The sequence below is a fragment of the Pseudalkalibacillus sp. NRS-1564 genome, from assembly GCF_050467905.1.
Classification (GTDB): Bacteria; Bacillota; Bacilli; order Bacillales; family Guptibacillaceae; genus Guptibacillus; species Guptibacillus hwajinpoensis_B.
Window position 1 is genome coordinate 81,188 of sequence record NZ_JBITPM010000005.1, and the last position, 15,198, is coordinate 96,385.

Annotated in this window: 17 protein-coding genes; 8 read left to right on the forward strand and 9 right to left on the reverse strand. The window is 40.9% G+C overall.

Going from position 1 to position 15,198, the window contains the following annotated elements:
• Positions 1-64 precede the first annotated feature (64 nt).
• From ACIFPW_RS02365 to modB, 3 genes are all read left to right on the forward strand, one after another.
• Positions 65-946 carry a vanadium-dependent haloperoxidase gene (locus ACIFPW_RS02365; RefSeq protein ID WP_430241732.1) on the forward strand — a complete coding sequence of 294 codons (882 nt, stop codon included), beginning with the start codon at positions 65-67 and terminating at the stop codon, positions 944-946.
• Positions 947-1,085: 139 nt separating this feature from the next.
• Positions 1,086-1,844 carry a molybdate ABC transporter substrate-binding protein gene (gene modA / locus ACIFPW_RS02370; protein ID WP_430241734.1) on the forward strand — a complete coding sequence of 253 codons (759 nt, stop codon included), beginning with the start codon at positions 1,086-1,088 and terminating at the stop codon, positions 1,842-1,844.
• Positions 1,837-2,496, forward strand: coding sequence for a molybdate ABC transporter permease subunit (gene modB / locus ACIFPW_RS02375; protein ID WP_430241735.1), 660 nt, complete (start codon positions 1,837-1,839; stop codon positions 2,494-2,496). Before modA ends, modB begins: the two co-directional genes overlap by 8 nt.
• Positions 2,497-2,518: 22 nt before the next feature.
• On the opposite strand, the gene ACIFPW_RS02380 is transcribed toward modB, so the two are convergent.
• On the reverse strand, positions 2,519-3,238 hold the full coding sequence (locus ACIFPW_RS02380) for a hypothetical protein (RefSeq protein WP_430241737.1): 720 nt from the start codon (positions 3,236-3,238) through the stop codon (positions 2,519-2,521).
• Between the two features lie 168 nt (positions 3,239-3,406).
• Here ACIFPW_RS02380 and ACIFPW_RS02385 point away from each other — a divergent pair, with 168 nt between their 5' ends.
• Together ACIFPW_RS02385 and ACIFPW_RS02390 are read left to right on the forward strand one after the other, a co-directional pair.
• Positions 3,407-3,991, forward strand: a complete 585-nt coding sequence (locus tag ACIFPW_RS02385; protein WP_430241739.1) for a YiiX/YebB-like N1pC/P60 family cysteine hydrolase — start codon at positions 3,407-3,409, stop codon at positions 3,989-3,991.
• A gap of 154 nt (positions 3,992-4,145) precedes the next feature.
• Positions 4,146-5,516 carry an N-acetylmuramoyl-L-alanine amidase gene (locus tag ACIFPW_RS02390; RefSeq protein ID WP_430241740.1) on the forward strand — a complete coding sequence of 457 codons (1,371 nt, stop codon included), beginning with the start codon at positions 4,146-4,148 and terminating at the stop codon, positions 5,514-5,516.
• A gap of 46 nt (positions 5,517-5,562) precedes the next feature.
• On the opposite strand, the gene ACIFPW_RS02395 is transcribed toward ACIFPW_RS02390, so the two are convergent.
• From ACIFPW_RS02395 to ACIFPW_RS02405, 3 genes are all read right to left on the reverse strand, one after another.
• Positions 5,563-6,300: a PAS domain-containing protein gene (locus tag ACIFPW_RS02395; protein ID WP_430241742.1), complete on the reverse strand. Its 738-nt coding sequence runs from the start codon at positions 6,298-6,300 to the stop codon at positions 5,563-5,565.
• Between the two features lie 246 nt (positions 6,301-6,546).
• A complete protein-coding gene (locus ACIFPW_RS02400) occupies positions 6,547-7,143 on the reverse strand; it encodes a sulfite oxidase-like oxidoreductase (protein WP_430241744.1) in 597 nt (198 codons plus the stop codon).
• A gap of 122 nt (positions 7,144-7,265) precedes the next feature.
• Positions 7,266-8,588, reverse strand: a complete 1,323-nt coding sequence (locus ACIFPW_RS02405; protein ID WP_430241745.1) for a Na+/H+ antiporter family protein — start codon at positions 8,586-8,588, stop codon at positions 7,266-7,268.
• A gap of 359 nt (positions 8,589-8,947) precedes the next feature.
• On the opposite strand from ACIFPW_RS02405, the gene ACIFPW_RS02410 reads away from it, so the two are divergent.
• Positions 8,948-9,430 (forward strand): divergent PAP2 family protein, encoded by a 483-nt coding sequence (locus ACIFPW_RS02410; protein ID WP_430241747.1) that lies wholly within the window; start codon positions 8,948-8,950, stop codon positions 9,428-9,430.
• A 16-nt stretch (positions 9,431-9,446) separates the two neighbouring features.
• Positions 9,447-10,256, forward strand: a complete 810-nt coding sequence (locus tag ACIFPW_RS02415; protein ID WP_430241749.1) for a cobalamin-binding protein — start codon at positions 9,447-9,449, stop codon at positions 10,254-10,256.
• Positions 10,257-10,302: 46 nt separating this feature from the next.
• Here the strand turns inward: ACIFPW_RS02415 and ACIFPW_RS02420 are convergent, their stop codons facing one another.
• The 5 genes from ACIFPW_RS02420 to ACIFPW_RS02440 form a co-directional block, all read right to left on the reverse strand.
• Complete coding sequence (locus ACIFPW_RS02420; RefSeq protein ID WP_430241796.1) at positions 10,303-10,890, reverse strand: 3D domain-containing protein; 588 nt, start codon at positions 10,888-10,890, stop codon at positions 10,303-10,305.
• A 123-nt stretch (positions 10,891-11,013) separates the two neighbouring features.
• Positions 11,014-11,331: a YuiB family protein gene (locus ACIFPW_RS02425; protein WP_194219021.1), complete on the reverse strand. Its 318-nt coding sequence runs from the start codon at positions 11,329-11,331 to the stop codon at positions 11,014-11,016.
• A 226-nt stretch (positions 11,332-11,557) separates the two neighbouring features.
• Positions 11,558-11,698, reverse strand: coding sequence for a YuiA family protein (locus ACIFPW_RS02430; RefSeq protein WP_194219020.1), 141 nt, complete (start codon positions 11,696-11,698; stop codon positions 11,558-11,560).
• A 217-nt stretch (positions 11,699-11,915) separates the two neighbouring features.
• Positions 11,916-12,398 (reverse strand): NUDIX hydrolase, encoded by a 483-nt coding sequence (locus ACIFPW_RS02435; RefSeq protein ID WP_430241751.1) that lies wholly within the window; start codon positions 12,396-12,398, stop codon positions 11,916-11,918.
• A gap of 214 nt (positions 12,399-12,612) precedes the next feature.
• Positions 12,613-13,815, reverse strand: a complete 1,203-nt coding sequence (locus ACIFPW_RS02440) for an NAD(P)/FAD-dependent oxidoreductase (RefSeq protein WP_194219018.1) — start codon at positions 13,813-13,815, stop codon at positions 12,613-12,615.
• A 372-nt stretch (positions 13,816-14,187) separates the two neighbouring features.
• Between ACIFPW_RS02440 and ACIFPW_RS02445 the strand changes: the two genes are divergently transcribed.
• Positions 14,188-15,195 carry an NAD(P)/FAD-dependent oxidoreductase gene (locus ACIFPW_RS02445; RefSeq protein WP_430241753.1) on the forward strand — a complete coding sequence of 336 codons (1,008 nt, stop codon included), beginning with the start codon at positions 14,188-14,190 and terminating at the stop codon, positions 15,193-15,195.
• The last annotated feature ends 3 nt before the right edge of the window (positions 15,196-15,198 follow it).

A 15,198-nucleotide genomic window follows, 5' to 3' on the forward strand; every position in this document is an offset into this window, starting at 1 on the left:
TTAGCACCCCTCTTAACTGCCTCGCATTTACTATAGGGAGTAGTGATTGAAGGAGGAACTAGCTATGGCAGAGAATTATAAAAAATGGTCAGAGCTTCCGTATGCAGGTGAAAACGAGCCGCCTCATAATCCAGAAGAACCTTACGCTGGATCATGGCCGGATTATTATATCCGTAATAAACCACCAGGGCGTTTTACCACATTAAGCGGAAGACCCTTTCGACTGGACATCAAGCCACCAGCATCGATCGATTGGGACAGTGAGTTTAAAAAGGTCAAACATGCACAGAAAGACCTTAATCCGAAGCAAGCCACTTTAGCTGAATATTGGGGGACTGGTGTAGCCAGTAAACAATGGACTCCGATTATTGATAAGTTAATTGATACGTACAACGTAACAGCACCTCGAGCAGCAAGAATTCTTGCAGGCGTAGCAACCGGCATGAATGATGCTTTTACAACGGCTTGGTATTTAAAATACCGTTGGAATGTTGCAAGACCAAATCAACTGGATCACAATTTCAAATCCCTGCTCTGTACCCCAAGACATCCCACCTATCCATCAGGACATGCGACGGTAGGAGCAGCTACAGCAGAAATACTTTCTTATTTCTTTCCTGCAGAGCAAGAACGATTAAGAGAACTCGCGAAAGAGTGCGCTGACTCAAGACTCTATGCTGGTGTTCACTTCCCAGTTGATAATGAGGAAGGACTTCGCCTCGGAAAACAAATAGGTTCTATCGTCGCCGCTGAGTTAGAAAGTCAAGATAATGTTCGTGGGCAAACAATTGATGTGCCATACCGAGAAAGTCATCACGCTAAATTAGCACCTCCGCCATACAAGCAGGCAATTGAGTATCCATTCGATTCGAAATGTGATTCTTCAACTAAAAATCCTTTTGTGCGAAGTAATACAAAACAACCTAAACCAAAACTCTTTTTCTAACGATTCTATCCCACATTTGAATTGGATCACTTTGCGATAAATCATAAAGTGATTCAATTTTTCTATGTCTTCTTACCGTACAAATAGAGGAAGTTTCGTTATAATAGATGGAAGATTAGCAGATGAAAGGATCTTACATATGAAGCATTTACTACTTCTTATCCTTATGGTGTTCTCCATTGCAGGATGTCAATCAAGCAAAGAAGAAACAGCCAATATAACGGTTGCCGCGGCGGCTAGTTTAAGTGATGCGATGAAAGAGTTAAATTCTCTTTACGAACAAGAACACCCTGATACAGAAATCACTCTAAATCTTGCATCATCCGGTGTTCTAGCCAATCAGATCAAGCAAGGCGCACCTATAGATGTCTACTTCTCTGCATCAGAGTCTTATTTCGATGATATTAAAAAGGAAGACCTGCTTGAAATCGAAACAAATATACTGCGAAATAAACTCGTTCTAATTAAAAGCCAATCATCTAAATTGAGTAGCTTTGACCAATTAGATGAAAGTCATAAAGGTCGTTTTGCGATCGGAACGCCTGAAACAGTCCCAGCTGGAGCCTATGCAAAAGAAGCGCTGCAATACGCAAACAAGTGGGATAAGCTAGAAGATCAGCTAATCTTCAGTAAAGATGTGCGACAGGTTCTGACTTACGTTGAAACAGGTAATGCCGATGCAGGTATTGTTTATGAAACCGACTATCGCTCTTCTAGCAAAGTAACCTTGGTAGAAGATGTACCTACCCAATCGTATTCACCGATCATTTATCCTGCTGGGATCGTCAAAGGAGCTAACGAAGAGGCCAGGGACTATTTCACATTCTTACAAAGCGATGAAGCATTAGCGATTTTTGAATCCTATGGTTTCCAAAGTGACGTGACCGCAAATGACTGAATTCCTTGATCCCATATTAATTTCAATTAAGATCTCTCTCGTCGCAAGTATCATCGTGACTGTCCTCGGTATTATCATTAGTCACCTAATGGCAGGAAAGAATTTTCGCGGAAAAAGTTTGATCGATACCGTTATTATGCTCCCGCTTGTGCTTCCTCCTTCGGTTGTTGGCTTTATTCTACTCGTCCTCTTTGGCGCTTCAAGTCCAATTGGTCAGTGGATTGAGACAATCTTCGAGCACTCACTCGTTTTCACGTGGCAAGCAGGTGTTGTCGCGGCAAGTGTCGTTGCATTCCCGCTCATGTATCAATCAGCTAAAGTCGGTTTTGAATCAATAGATCGTGATATTGAGGATGCGGCACGGGTAGATGGAGCAGGAAAATGGACGGTTCTAAGAGTCATCTCAATTCCACTTGCTTCAAACGCTCTTATCTCTGGGATTATCTTAAGCTTTGCTCGTGCACTTGGGGAATTTGGAGCGACTTTAATGTTCGCCGGAAACCTACCTGGAAAAACACAGACCATGCCCACGGCTATTTATGTTGCCATTGACTCTGGTCAAATGACACTTGCTTGGTCCTGGGTAATCGTAACTATTACCATCTCAACGATCATGCTTTTTTTATCTTACCGAGTAGCGGTTAAAATATAAAAAACTCGCTTACGCGAGTTTTTTACTCTTCTGTATTCCTTTCTTCTTCCTCAGGCTCTAACGATGCTGGATAAAATTCTTTCCGCAAATGAATTTTCTCAATGGAAGGGGCTTCACTCTTACCTTCCGTTCCATAAATCGTCACATCAGTAAAACCTTCTATAAGATAGATCGTTACAGGCTTCTCAAATGGATTCGACCCTTTTCTAACCTCTTCCACTTCAAAACCTAAACTCGCGAGGAGAAGGCGATTATCCTCAAGGTAACGTAACCCTTCTGGAAAATAATTCATCTCAACGGCAACATTATCTTTGAAAATAACTTCACCATTTTCAAATGTCATTTTCATTGGATCCTTGCGATCTGGCTCAACGCTCTTAGGGAAGTTCGATAAAAATTCCTCACGTGATAAACCTAGTAACTCCGGAGCATTTACAATCAATTCAATCGATGAAGGTTCAAAATCAATCTCTTCTTCAATCTGAGCTTCTTCTTCCTTCACATCATTTGGGACTTCATCCTCATTTTGCTGACTGTTTCCTGATGATTCATTTCCATTCCCGATCGCTTCATCAGTTGGCGCACCGCCAAAGGTCGGAACGCCCCAGACGACTATGTATAGCAATAGCCAAAAGCCGGCAAACATTGCTGCTCTTTTTCTAGAAGATGTTACAAAGGGTTTAATGATATTAGCCGTCATAAGAAGAAATGCGATAACCACCACTGCTTTTAAGAAATCCATCCTCATTCACCTCACAATTAACTATAGGATTATTTGTTCAGCAAATACAACCATTTTCTTCACTATTATCTCGAAACTGTTTTGGTCCTACCGTTCCAATGGTAAAAAGAAGGAGAAATGGTTTATGTATCTAACTACAAGAGTAGGCTCATTTATAGGAGGTTCATCATGTCAGCAAACCGTTACGTTAACTTAACCGTCAAAAACTACCTATCTGCTCGAAATGACATTCAAACAGGCGACCTTCTCCTTTGTAGTGGCTCTTACCCAGTTAGTAAAATCATTCAGAACGTATCCAAATCCCAATTCAGTCACGTTGCCCTTCTATTTCGGTGGATGGATCGCATTATGATGCTAGAAAGCGTGGAAAGTTACGGTGTACGCATCGTACCGTTATCTCATTATTTCCAGGACTATCGCAATTCAGGTCATCCATACAAAGGAAAGCTTTATCTTGCAAGGCATTCTCTCACAAAGAACTTAGACGAAAGTAAGCGTAATGCAATGCTAAGAAGAGGCGCTGATCTAACAGGTAAGCTTTATGACATAGAAGAAATCCTTAAAATCCTGGCAAGCGTCGTGATTGGCGACCTTGAATCGATACCAAATGACAAATACATCTGTTCAGAGTTTATTCAGGAGTGTTTCCAAAAAGCAGGCATCTCTTTCTCAGACGATGGCCGAGGCTTCATTTATCCAGAGCATATTGCAAGTGATCCAGCTGTTCAACCACTATATAAACTCACTCCGTAACATGAACCACTATAATTTTTTATTGAACAGTTACACTATTGACTGTGGTAAAAAGCCTATTTTCAAGAAACTTCTCCTAATTGTACGGTTTGTCCAGACAGATTGAATTGGTATAAATATACTAATAGTATCCGACAATGATGGAGGGAGTCACTTGACGTTAATCATAATTGATCCAGGGCACGGTGGTACAGACCCTGGTGCAACGTATAAAAATTATCAAGAGAAAAATTTCAACCTTGCTATTGCTCGTATGGTAAGAGATCGTTTATTTTCAAAATACGAAGTAGAAGTGGCATTAACACGCGAATCCGATAAAACCATTGACTTAAAACCTAGAACAAATTTTGCAAATGCGATCAAAGCTGATTTCTACCTTAGCATTCACCATAATGCTGCAGGTGGGAGCGGGTTTGAAACATATATCTTTAATGGCACTGTTCCAAATGAAACCGTCCAACTACAATCGACTATCCACAACAAAATTTCAACCGACATATTAAAGAAATACAACATCTTGGATCGCGAAAAAAAACGCGCCAACTTTCATGTCTTACGCGAAACGAAAATGAATGCATTGCTTATTGAAGTGTTATTTGTTGATAGTGAAAAAGACCTTAAACTCCTCACCAACCCTGCATTTATGACAGACATATCGACTGTCATTGCTGATGCAACTGCAACCGCCATGAAACTACCGTTAAAACCTAAGCCAGTCGATGGCACTTTATATAAAGTGATTGCGGGAGCTTTTAGCAAGCGAGAAAATGCAGAAACCTATCTGAACATGTTAATTCAAAAAGGCTTTGGGGGTTTTATAGCCACCACTGTCGTCAACAAGGAAACAATCTACCGCATTCAAGTTGGCGCATTTAAGGAAAAAGAAAATGCAGAAGTCTTAGCAGAAAAATTAAACAAAGCAGGTATAGAAACATTTATACTAGTTGAAAAAGGAAACCCTCCCGTGCCGGTTCCAGACAAAGGTTATAAAATACAGGGCAATGCGGTCTTATCAGCTGAGCAAATGGATGCTTATACAAGAACCATTAATCCTGGAGCACCAGATCTTGCTGCCCTATATTTGGCCCATAGTAAGAAATATTCCATTCGCGGTGATATTGCTTATGCTCAAGCACTTCACGAAACAAATTTCTTTCGTTTTACTGGCGATGTGAAACCAGAGCAAAATAATTTCGCGGGAATTGGAGCGATCGGAGGCGGAGCAGCAGGTGCCACCTTTCCAAATGCTTCGACTGGCGTTCTTGCTCATATCCAACACCTCTATGCATATGCTTCCACATCTCCTCTTCCGGCATGGGACGAAAAAGTTGATCCAAGATTCGATCTTGTGACACGTGGCTCTGCCACAACATGGCAGGCATTGAATGGAAAGTGGGCTGTTCCTGGTTCCAATTACGGTGAGCTCATTCTCTCTTTGTACAAAAAAATGCTCGAATCGGCATTAGTCAAACTTGAAAAAGAACAGGCAACATTGCAAACGACACTCAAAAACCTTGAAATTTAACATTTAGATGAAAGAGCGTTCCCCGCTTTAGGAGAACGCTCTTTTTCTATAACCGGCTATTTTTATACTTTGAAATAGCAGCCTGTACGTGTGGATGATAGGTTGTTTTTATGTAATCCGTTCCTGATGAAATCCACTTTATCGCCGTTTCTGCACGTACCCCAGTAATCATGATATCCACCCCAAGGAGGTTCAATGAGCCGCATAACTTTAACATCATTTCAGAAAACTCTTGATTGAGAGAGGTAACAGACGATAAATCGATAATAAGTGTATTCACTTTCATATCAGCTACTTTTTGAAGTCCTATATCAAGAAGGAATTGAAAACCTACTTCTTCCACAACAGGTTGAAGAGGTAATAATCCCAGTTGATCCATAAGAGGGATTACGTTCACTGCCATGTTCTCCATGCGATCAATCAGTTCTTCTTGTTTTTCATACAAATGAGTCATATCCCGGAATTCTACCATTGCTCCATACATTTTATCAGATTCTCGTAAAACCCTTGTTTGAATGGTTAAATACAGGTTATAAACTCCCCAGCTATACGGCATAGCTTCAATGAAAAACTCTTCTCCCGTTTCAATCGTCCGCTCCACATGGCGCACTTCTTCTGGCGCTAACGGGAAAACTTCGTATACATTTTCCCCTAACACATCTTCACGCTTAACTTTTAGAATCTTTTCCGCTACTTCGTTAATGTGTATGATGCGAAAATCTAAGTCGATCGCTAAAATACCACATGATATATGATTCAATATATGATCCTGTACTATACTCACTATATCACTCCTATTAGATCAGACTCATAAAACAAAAGGAGAAGATCGGCTACTCAATTCGTCCATTACATCTCTGTCAGTCTATTATGGGGCTCCAAGCTTTCCCATTCCTATTTATTATAACTATCTAAATTCTACATCCATCTTTATTTCCCTGTTTTTGTAAACGAATCGTTTTGTCTACTACAAAACTCTCACCATATCTAGTTACTTTCTGAACAAAAAAAACTGCCAAAAAGGCAGTTTTCAATCCCAAGCAAATCGCTGTTCTTTCCACAGGTTACCATACATATGATAACCATTCCGTTCCCAAAAGCCCTGCTGATTTTCTGACCGAAATTTAATTGCGCGAATCCATTTCGCACTTTTCCAGAAATACAGATGGGGCACTACCATTCTGATCGGATAGCCGTGTTCTGGGGTTAACAATTTCCCGTTATGTTTGTAAGCAAGAAGGCTCGATTCTGCAAGAAAATCTTCAAGCGGAAGATTCGTAGTCCATCCTTCTTCTGCCTCTAACATAACAAACCTAGCTTCCTTTCGAATGCCCACATGATCTGCTATCGTCCGTGTTGCAATGCCTTCCCATTCATTATCAAACTTTGACCAGCCTGTCACACAGTGAATATCATTTGTTTGTGACGTCTCAGGTAGAGCCATTAGCTGTTCAAAGGTTAGAACCGTAGGGCGCTCAACAAGGCCTCCTATTCTTAAATCCCAATTTGAAAGATGTTTTTCATAATATGGCACGTCACCAACGTGTAGAACTGGCCATCCCTTCGTTACGCGTTGATTAGGAGGAACACGATCGCTGTTTTGCTCCTTTACTTTACCAAAGTACATACGCCACCTCATTTCATAGCTGTTTTATTTAGTGTAACAGAATACACCGAACCTTCTTTTATAGAATGCTCTATAATAAGCAAAAAGAAAAACACGGAGAGCACTCTCCGTGTTTTTCTTAGTTAAAAGATCATAGCTGCAATCCAGCCAAATAAGATAAGCGGAATATTATAGTGTAAGAACGTTGGAACAACCGTATCCCAAATGTGATTATGCTGACCATCTGCATTTAGTCCTGATGTAGGGCCTAATGTACTATCTGATGCAGGGGAACCCGCATCTCCGAGGGCGGCGGCAGTTCCGACAAGCGCAATTGTTGCCATTGGGCTAAATCCTAATTCCATAGCAAGTGGAACATAAATCGCTGCAATAATTGGAATGGTTGAGAATGATGATCCGATTCCCATCGTAATAAACAATCCGACGATTAACATCAAAAGAGCCGCTAGCGCTTTATTATCGCCTATTAATCCGGATGCTTGTGTTACAAGCGATTGAACTTCACCCGTTTGTCTTAGAACTTCAGCGAACCCATTCGCTGCAAGCATCACAAAACCAATGAATGCCATCATTTTCATACCGTCTGTTAAAATCGCTTCAGATTCAGCCAATCGAATGCTCCCCGTAATATAAAGGACGATAATACCTGAAAGTGCGCCTAGAATCATTGATTCAGTTGGAATCTGAACAGCAAGGGTAACGACAACAGATAAAATGGCAAATAGGATGGAGCGATTTGAATAACTATATGTCTCAGATGTATCTTCCTGAGCAATAGATAGCTGTTTATATGTCCTTGGCTTGCGGTATGAAAAGAAGACCGCAATAAGGAGACCAACGACGAGACCTGCTGTTGGCAATAGCATAGCTGTCGGTATAGAGGAAAGTTCAATTTCCATGCCACTATCAGCCATATTCGACTGAAGAATTTCGTGAAATATTTTACCGAAACCAGCCGGTAACAGAATGTATGGTGCGGTTAGTCCAAAAGTAAGAACAGCTGCTACCGCTCTACGATCCATTCCAAGTTCATTTAACACTTGAAGAATAGGTGGGATAAGAATAGGAATGAACGCAATGTGAACAGGCACTAGGTTCTGAGAGAAACATGCGATGAGAAGAATGACAAAGAGAATAAGAACTTTAGCAAGTCCCTTCTTCCGATCTCCTCCACGACGATTAACCATCTTTAGAGCACGCTCAACAATTAATTCAGGAAGTCCAGTGCGAGTAAGACCTACAGCAAAGCTACCAAGCAACGCATAGCTCAATGCAACAGTCGCTCCTCCTCCAAGCCCTGAACTAAACGCTTCGATTGTATCATTAAGAGAAAGTCCTCCTAATAAACCACCGGCGATCGCTCCAATAACAAGTGCAATGACAACATGTATACGAAAAAGGCTTAGCCCTAGCATGATGAGAACTGCAAGAATAACGGCATTCATAACGTAACAACCTTTCAATCAATCCTTTAGTTTGGTAAATCACTAATAAGTTAACACGAAAGAGAAATCGTGTCAATGGAAGACGCTGGTGCTTCCCCATCTTACCATGTGTCAAATCACAACTTCACAGGGATATGGTATAATAGACTGACAATTTCATGTATTATATTCCTTGTTTTAAATGGAAGTTAGGTAAGGATTTCATCCCCTAAGATTAAATTGAACCACCAAATGAGCAAAGACTTGAAAGTTTATCCTCAACCGATCTCCATTACTTCAATCATTCACTCGATTGAAAGTAAATTTCTTCGGGTACACCATTCAGTAGGAACAGTTTAGAAAGGAAGATGTTGTCACTCATGGATATTTTGCTAAATTTCCCCCTTTGGGCAGCGCTATTTGGCGTTGTATTTGCCCAGTTTCTGAAAGTACCGATTTATTTTATTGCAACGAAACAAATTAATTGGTCCCTCTTCAACGCAACAGGCGGCATGCCAAGCTCTCATTCCGCCGCTACGACAGCTTTAGCGACTGGAGTTGCACTTGAGACTGGCCTTGATTCTCCTATATTTGCCGTAGCAGCGATGTTCAGCATTATTGTGATGTTTGATTCAACCGGTGTTCGCAGACAAACAGGAGAGCAAGCCATTGTACCAAACCAGCTTGTTCTTAATTTCAATAGATTCGTTTCTGAAGCGAAAAATTGGCAGCAAAAGCAAGAACGAGAGAAAATTGAAGAATTAAAAGAGCTATTAGGGCATAAGCCAATCGAAGTTCTCGTTGGTGGCTTGCTTGGAATTATTTCAACTTTAATTTTATACTATGCTTTTCAAATTGCTTAAATATAGGAGGACTTAAATGCGAATTGTTTCATTGTGTCCTAGTAATACTGAGCTATGCGCCTACCTTGGTTTAACAGATCAGCTTGTCGGTGTTGATGACTTTTCCGACTGGCCAGAACAAATCAGGAGTCTTCCACGTCTTGGTCCCGATCTTTCAATTGATTTGAAGCAAGTTGAAGCGTTGAAACCAGACCTTATTCTCGCATCACTGAGCGTTCCAGGAATGGAGAAAAATATTGAAGGCATGGACGAACTTGGTCTATCTTATACAGTATTAAATCCCAATTCCCTTGAGGATATTTGTAACGATCTCGTTACTCTTGGAGAGCTTACAAATAAAAAGCAGGAAGCCCTCTCCCTTTCCAATCGTTTCAGAAAATTGATTCAGGAGTACAAGAAAATCAGTGATCAAATCCCAGAGAAGCCGGATATCTATTGGGAATGGTGGCCAAAGCCCATTTTCACACCTGGTAAAACAAACTGGCTGACTGAAATTAGTGAACTGGCAGGAGCGAGAAATTCTTTTCGTGATGTGGAACTCGCTTCTGTTCAAACAGATTGGGCAGATGTCGTAAAGCGAAGACCAGACCATATTTGTCTTGCCTGGGTTGGCGTTCGACAGAATAAAGTAAATCCAAAAATCGTTCAAAAACGTCAGGACTGGGACAAGCTTCAAGAAAGTCCCATTCATGTACTAGAAGAATGGCTTTATTGTCGCCCTTCACCACGTTTAATGACCGGCCTCGTCAAACTTGCAGCCATTCTTCATCCTGATCGCTATCCCTCTTTTGAAGGGGAAGATGCTTTCTTAGAAAATGAGAGGTAAACGCAAAACGTCGGAGAGTATACTCTCCGACGTTTTGTAGCTCCTGTTATTCTTTCTCACTCATTAACTCTTGTCTGAAAACTTGCATCGACTCTTCTTCATTCAAAGTTAACAACATTTCTTCCGTTAAGGTTCCATCACCTTTTTCGATCAGATATACGTCGAGTGTCTTTTTCCCCCACTCATTATAAACATCATTAACTGTGTCGTAATAGAGATCAATTCTCTTCCCAGTTATCGCACTTCCTGTATCTGCTACAACCCCAAAGCCATACTCAGGAATAAAGAGTACACTACCAATTGGAAAGACGGACGTATCGGCAGCGATCGTAGAGTAGAGATCCCGCTTTACCTTTACGCCAGAATAGGTGATGCCATATGCAGGATGCTCAGGTGTTTTCCCTGTTGATTCCTCACCTGCCGTATAACCTGTAGCCGTTACGGTATGCGTTGGATACTGTGACCAATCCTGAGAGGTCGCTAGGCTTGTCCTATCCTCTTCACTGAGTACAGTCTGCTGAGGAAAAATCCACTTCGTTACATCTTGCATTGATAAACCCGATAATAATAAATAAGTTGATAGCAACGCTGCTGCAAAAAGACCTGTAAAGATCATCCCTTTTGCGATCAGCATGATAAATCGCACATTTTCCACTCCTCTCATGATCTATTCATTTCCAGAGAAGTGAAAACCTATTCATCAAGATAACGTGCTTTTACACATATAAAAAGCTTCTGCCAACAATTGGCGAAGCTTTTAAAACATCTGATATCCTCTTACACGAAGCATTCTGATCGCAACACCAGCGAACACAGCTCCAACAAGTCCAGCAGTTAAAATAATCGCATCGGCACTTCCTAGTGAAAGAAGATCAGTACCTAACGCTTTAAATGAAGAACCTGGTGAGGAAAAATATTGAAAAAACGTAACGTTATCAATAATCATGATAACGATTACAGGATAGACAACTGCCATAATCCATGTCGAGCGTAGAAGCATGTTAAGCAGGAATCCAATTCCAAAGAAAAGCACAATAAACAGCAGCATCGAAATAATCAGCTGTGGAATCGCCATCGTTTCACCCCCGAGTAATCATTGTTAGTTTACTGGATTGTCCCATTTTAGTCAATGAACAGAGGGTGAACAAAAGAAAAGCGCAAGCGACTGGTAGGTCCGACAAGCGCTGGAGCTAGAACAAGAAAAGCGCAAGCGTCCGGTAGGTCCGACAAGCGCTGGAGCTAGACCTCAATCCATACATTCTTATTTTGAACCAAAAGAAAAACTAAGCGCTCTCAAACGCTTAGTTAGTTGGATTTTGTTTTGCTCCACTTCCTCCACAGTTATCACATGTTTCCGATCCACCAAGAAGTAGTTGAAAGTACCCCTTTCCCTGGCAATAAGGGCAATCAGTTGCTTTCGCCTTATTTTGTTGTCTTCTCACATCAACCACTCCTTTGTTGTAATTTTCTGATAATATATCAAGAATCGTTGAAAAAGAAAAACACCAAATTTCACACTGACAGCCCGTGTAAGCGAATACATCGTTAGTTATCAGATTATTTCGTCATTTATCAAATCATTTCAACCATTAGGAGGTGATGTGAGCGAATCGGACTTTTCCATCTATAACCGAAGGGTCTCCATTCATCTTAAAGTTTTTACTTTTTATTGAGGCTCGAATATAACAATTTGTAAGACGTATACTGAAATTGATTTCCAGGATTCATCTCCGTTATAAACTGATCCATTCCATTCAGAAAAGAAGGAATCATAGACGACGTACGTGGATCAGTAAGCAGTTCATCCTTTGTTAAAAATCGGCACTCTTCAATTTCATTCGTTTCGGACGTTTGCGTGCCTCCGGTTCTTCTCATATAAAAAACCACTAGGTTATCACTTACATCTTTGTTAATGACACCTGAACGAATTCCTGCTATTCCAGTCGTTTCTGCAACAATACCCGTTTCTTCAAATATTTCTCGGACAGCGGCTTCATCAACTGTTTCACCCGGATCCACAAATCCAGCAGGAAAAGACCATCTCCCTTTTAATCCACCATACTTCTTCATCACGACGAGATACTTCCCCTCAAATTCCACAATGCCTGCTGCCGCCAACCATACTTTTCCTCTTTCGGTCAAATCGAAGTCCTCCCCTGGTATAAATAAAGTAGTACGTTCATAGACTTTACTATAGCCCCTATTCTATTGAATAGATTAGAAAAACTTGGCTGATCGTCATCTCCTTTATGACGATCGCCTTCGTTTTTCTTATTGTGCTGATCACAAATGAATCATTTCATAAGAGCAAAAAAAGGCAAAGACATGACGTCTTTGCCCTCTTTATCGAATGATCTTAAAATAGCTTAAGCTTACCTTTTTTCCAGACAAGCCCAGGCCCACCAAGCATGAAGAGATAGCGATTATCAATCACTTTTTTCATAGCAGACGCTGTGCTACCATAGAGCTTTTTATTTCCCACTTTACCAATCGCTTCGCCTTTACCAAGTGAAGCAACCGTACCTTTGATGTCAGGAGTAAAGCTCTCAAGCTCTTTCCCACGCACAAGGCTCAATAAGTTCTTAGAAACAGCTCCAGCAGCTTGAATCGCAACCTGAGCCGTTGGAGGGAATGGACGATTGATTTCTTCGTTAATAAGAAGAGCACAATCTCCAACAACGAAAACATTATCGTAATCCGGTGTACGCTGATCTTTACGAACAGGAACACGGCCGCGGTTTGTTTCGAAGCCAGAATTTGCAACAATGGAGTTGCCTTGCACGCCACCAGTCCAAACAACTGTCGCCGCTTTTACTTCTTCATCCTCGCCCAAAATGACGCCGTCTTCTGTTACTTCTTTGATCATTGTGCTCGTACGGAATTCCACACCTTTGCGTTCAAGTAGATTCATTCCGTATTCTACAAGCTCCTCATCAAAACCAGGAAGAACAGTTGGGGACGCTTCCACATTAATGATTTTAACGCGATCACGAGGGATATCGAACTCTTTGCACAGTTCAGGAACACGTTCAGCAAGTTCACCAACAAATTCAATTCCAGTGAATCCTGCGCCACCGACAATAATGGTTAGAAGATCATCGCGACGCTTAGACTCATTATTGTAGCTTGCGAACTGGTATTCAATGTGTTCACGAATTTTACGAACGGAGTTTACGCTACGAATACTGAAAGCATTTTCTTTAAGACCCTTAATACCAAACGTAGCTGGTTCAAAACCAAGTGCTAGCACAAGGTAATCGTATTCAAGTTCACCGTTAGAAAGAATGACGCGCTTTTCATCCGGCTTTACTTCTACGACTGTGTCTTTAATAAATTTGATTTTGTTCATATCAATGACATCTTTGATCATAATTCTTGTTTTGTCATGGTGCATTGTTCCTGCAGCTGGTTCATGAAGCCATGTTGTTTGGTAATGATAGTCATGCTTATTCACAAGCGTAACTTCCACTTCATTTGTTCCCATCTCTTTTTGAAGACGAGCTGCTGTCATAATACCGCCGTACCCTGCACCTAAAATTGCGATTTTTGGCCTACTCACTTGAATCACATCCACCTTTTATCGGTATTTTTTTAGGACATATTGTAGATTTCCCTGCATTGTCCCATCGTGAAACGTCAATAAACGCTAAATATAAGGAATCTCTTTCTCAAAAATGAACAATATTGAATAAGATCAAGAGACATTGTTAAGTATTTCACGTTCTAGACCGAAAAAAATGGTGATCTAGCCCGCACTTTGTCATAAAATTTTCAAATCTGACGCTCCATTCTAATCATATTCTTTTTTTTTTCCTTTTTCAACCTTTATAATGAAAGTTCTAGAGGTGTTTTCACCTTAGGGGTTTAGTTCCGTTTTTATTATGATTATAATAATGAAAGCACATTGAATAAATTATAGGGGGACTGACTTATGACTGACCAACATGAACTTTATGATATAACGATTATTGGTGGAGGTCCTGTTGGCTTATTTACCGCATTCTACGGTGGTATGCGCCAACTTAAAGTAAAGATTATTGAAAGTATGCCACAGCTTGGAGGGCAGCTCTCTGCACTCTATCCTGAAAAATACATTTATGACGTCGCTGGCTTTCCTAAAGTTCTCGCACAAGATCTTGTCGATAATCTTGTCGAACAGGCGAATCAATTTCAACCAGAGGTTGCTTTGGAGCAGTCTGTTGAAGAAGTAACAAAACAAGAAGACGGCACTCTTTACCTCCGTTCAAACACAGGAGAAGAGCATTATACGCGAGCGGTTATTATTACTGCTGGTGTTGGGGCCTTCCAACCTCGTCGCTTGAAAGTAGAAAGTGCTGATCTTTATGAAGGAAAGAACCTTCACTATTTCGTAAATGATCTCACAGCATTTGCAGGACAAAAAGTTCTTATTGCTGGTGGAGGAGATTCCGCAGTAGATTGGGCTAATATGCTTGAGCCAATTGCTGAGGAAGTAACACTTATTCACCGTCGCGATAAGTTCAGAGCTCACGAACACAGCGTTGAACAGCTTATGAACTCTTCTGTAAACATTCAAACGCCGTATAACATTACTGAATTCATTGGTGACGGAGAACGCATTAACCAGGTTGTTCTCGAGCAAGTTAAAGGTGAAGAGAAAATAACGAAAGACGTGGATGCAGTTATTGTGAACTACGGCTTCATTTCTTCTCTTGGACCAATTAAAGAATGGGGCCTTGATATTGAAAAGAACTCCATTGTTGTTAATACCAAAATGGAAACAAACATTCCTGGTATTTATGCAGCTGGTGATGTTGCTACATATGACGGCAAAGTAAAGCTTATCGCCTCTGGATTTGGTGAAGCACCAACAGCTGTTAATAATGCAAAATCCTATATGGATCCTGATGCAAAGGTACAGCCGCTTCACAGCACTAGTCTTTTCGATAAAAAAAAGTAAGTT

What these genes read in the sequence shown, in the direction of transcription:
- ACIFPW_RS02365 (WP_430241732.1), top strand. Translation starts at nt 65, where the DNA reads ATGGCAGAGAATTATAAAAAATGGTCAGAGCTTCCGTATGCAGGTGAA.
- modA (WP_430241734.1), top strand. Translation starts at nt 1,086, where the DNA reads ATGAAGCATTTACTACTTCTTATCCTTATGGTGTTCTCCATTGCAGGA.
- modB (WP_430241735.1), top strand. Translation starts at nt 1,837, where the DNA reads ATGACTGAATTCCTTGATCCCATATTAATTTCAATTAAGATCTCTCTC.
- ACIFPW_RS02380 (WP_430241737.1), bottom strand. Translation starts at nt 3,238, where the DNA reads ATGGATTTCTTAAAAGCAGTGGTGGTTATCGCATTTCTTCTTATGACG.
- ACIFPW_RS02385 (WP_430241739.1), top strand. Translation starts at nt 3,407, where the DNA reads ATGTCAGCAAACCGTTACGTTAACTTAACCGTCAAAAACTACCTATCT.
- ACIFPW_RS02400 (WP_430241744.1), bottom strand. Translation starts at nt 7,143, where the DNA reads ATGTACTTTGGTAAAGTAAAGGAGCAAAACAGCGATCGTGTTCCTCCT.
- ACIFPW_RS02405 (WP_430241745.1), bottom strand. Translation starts at nt 8,588, where the DNA reads ATGAATGCCGTTATTCTTGCAGTTCTCATCATGCTAGGGCTAAGCCTT.
- ACIFPW_RS02410 (WP_430241747.1), top strand. Translation starts at nt 8,948, where the DNA reads ATGGATATTTTGCTAAATTTCCCCCTTTGGGCAGCGCTATTTGGCGTT.
- ACIFPW_RS02415 (WP_430241749.1), top strand. Translation starts at nt 9,447, where the DNA reads ATGCGAATTGTTTCATTGTGTCCTAGTAATACTGAGCTATGCGCCTAC.
- ACIFPW_RS02420 (WP_430241796.1), bottom strand. Translation starts at nt 10,890, where the DNA reads ATGCTGATCGCAAAAGGGATGATCTTTACAGGTCTTTTTGCAGCAGCG.
- ACIFPW_RS02425 (WP_194219021.1), bottom strand. Translation starts at nt 11,331, where the DNA reads ATGGCGATTCCACAGCTGATTATTTCGATGCTGCTGTTTATTGTGCTT.
- ACIFPW_RS02445 (WP_430241753.1), top strand. Translation starts at nt 14,188, where the DNA reads ATGACTGACCAACATGAACTTTATGATATAACGATTATTGGTGGAGGT.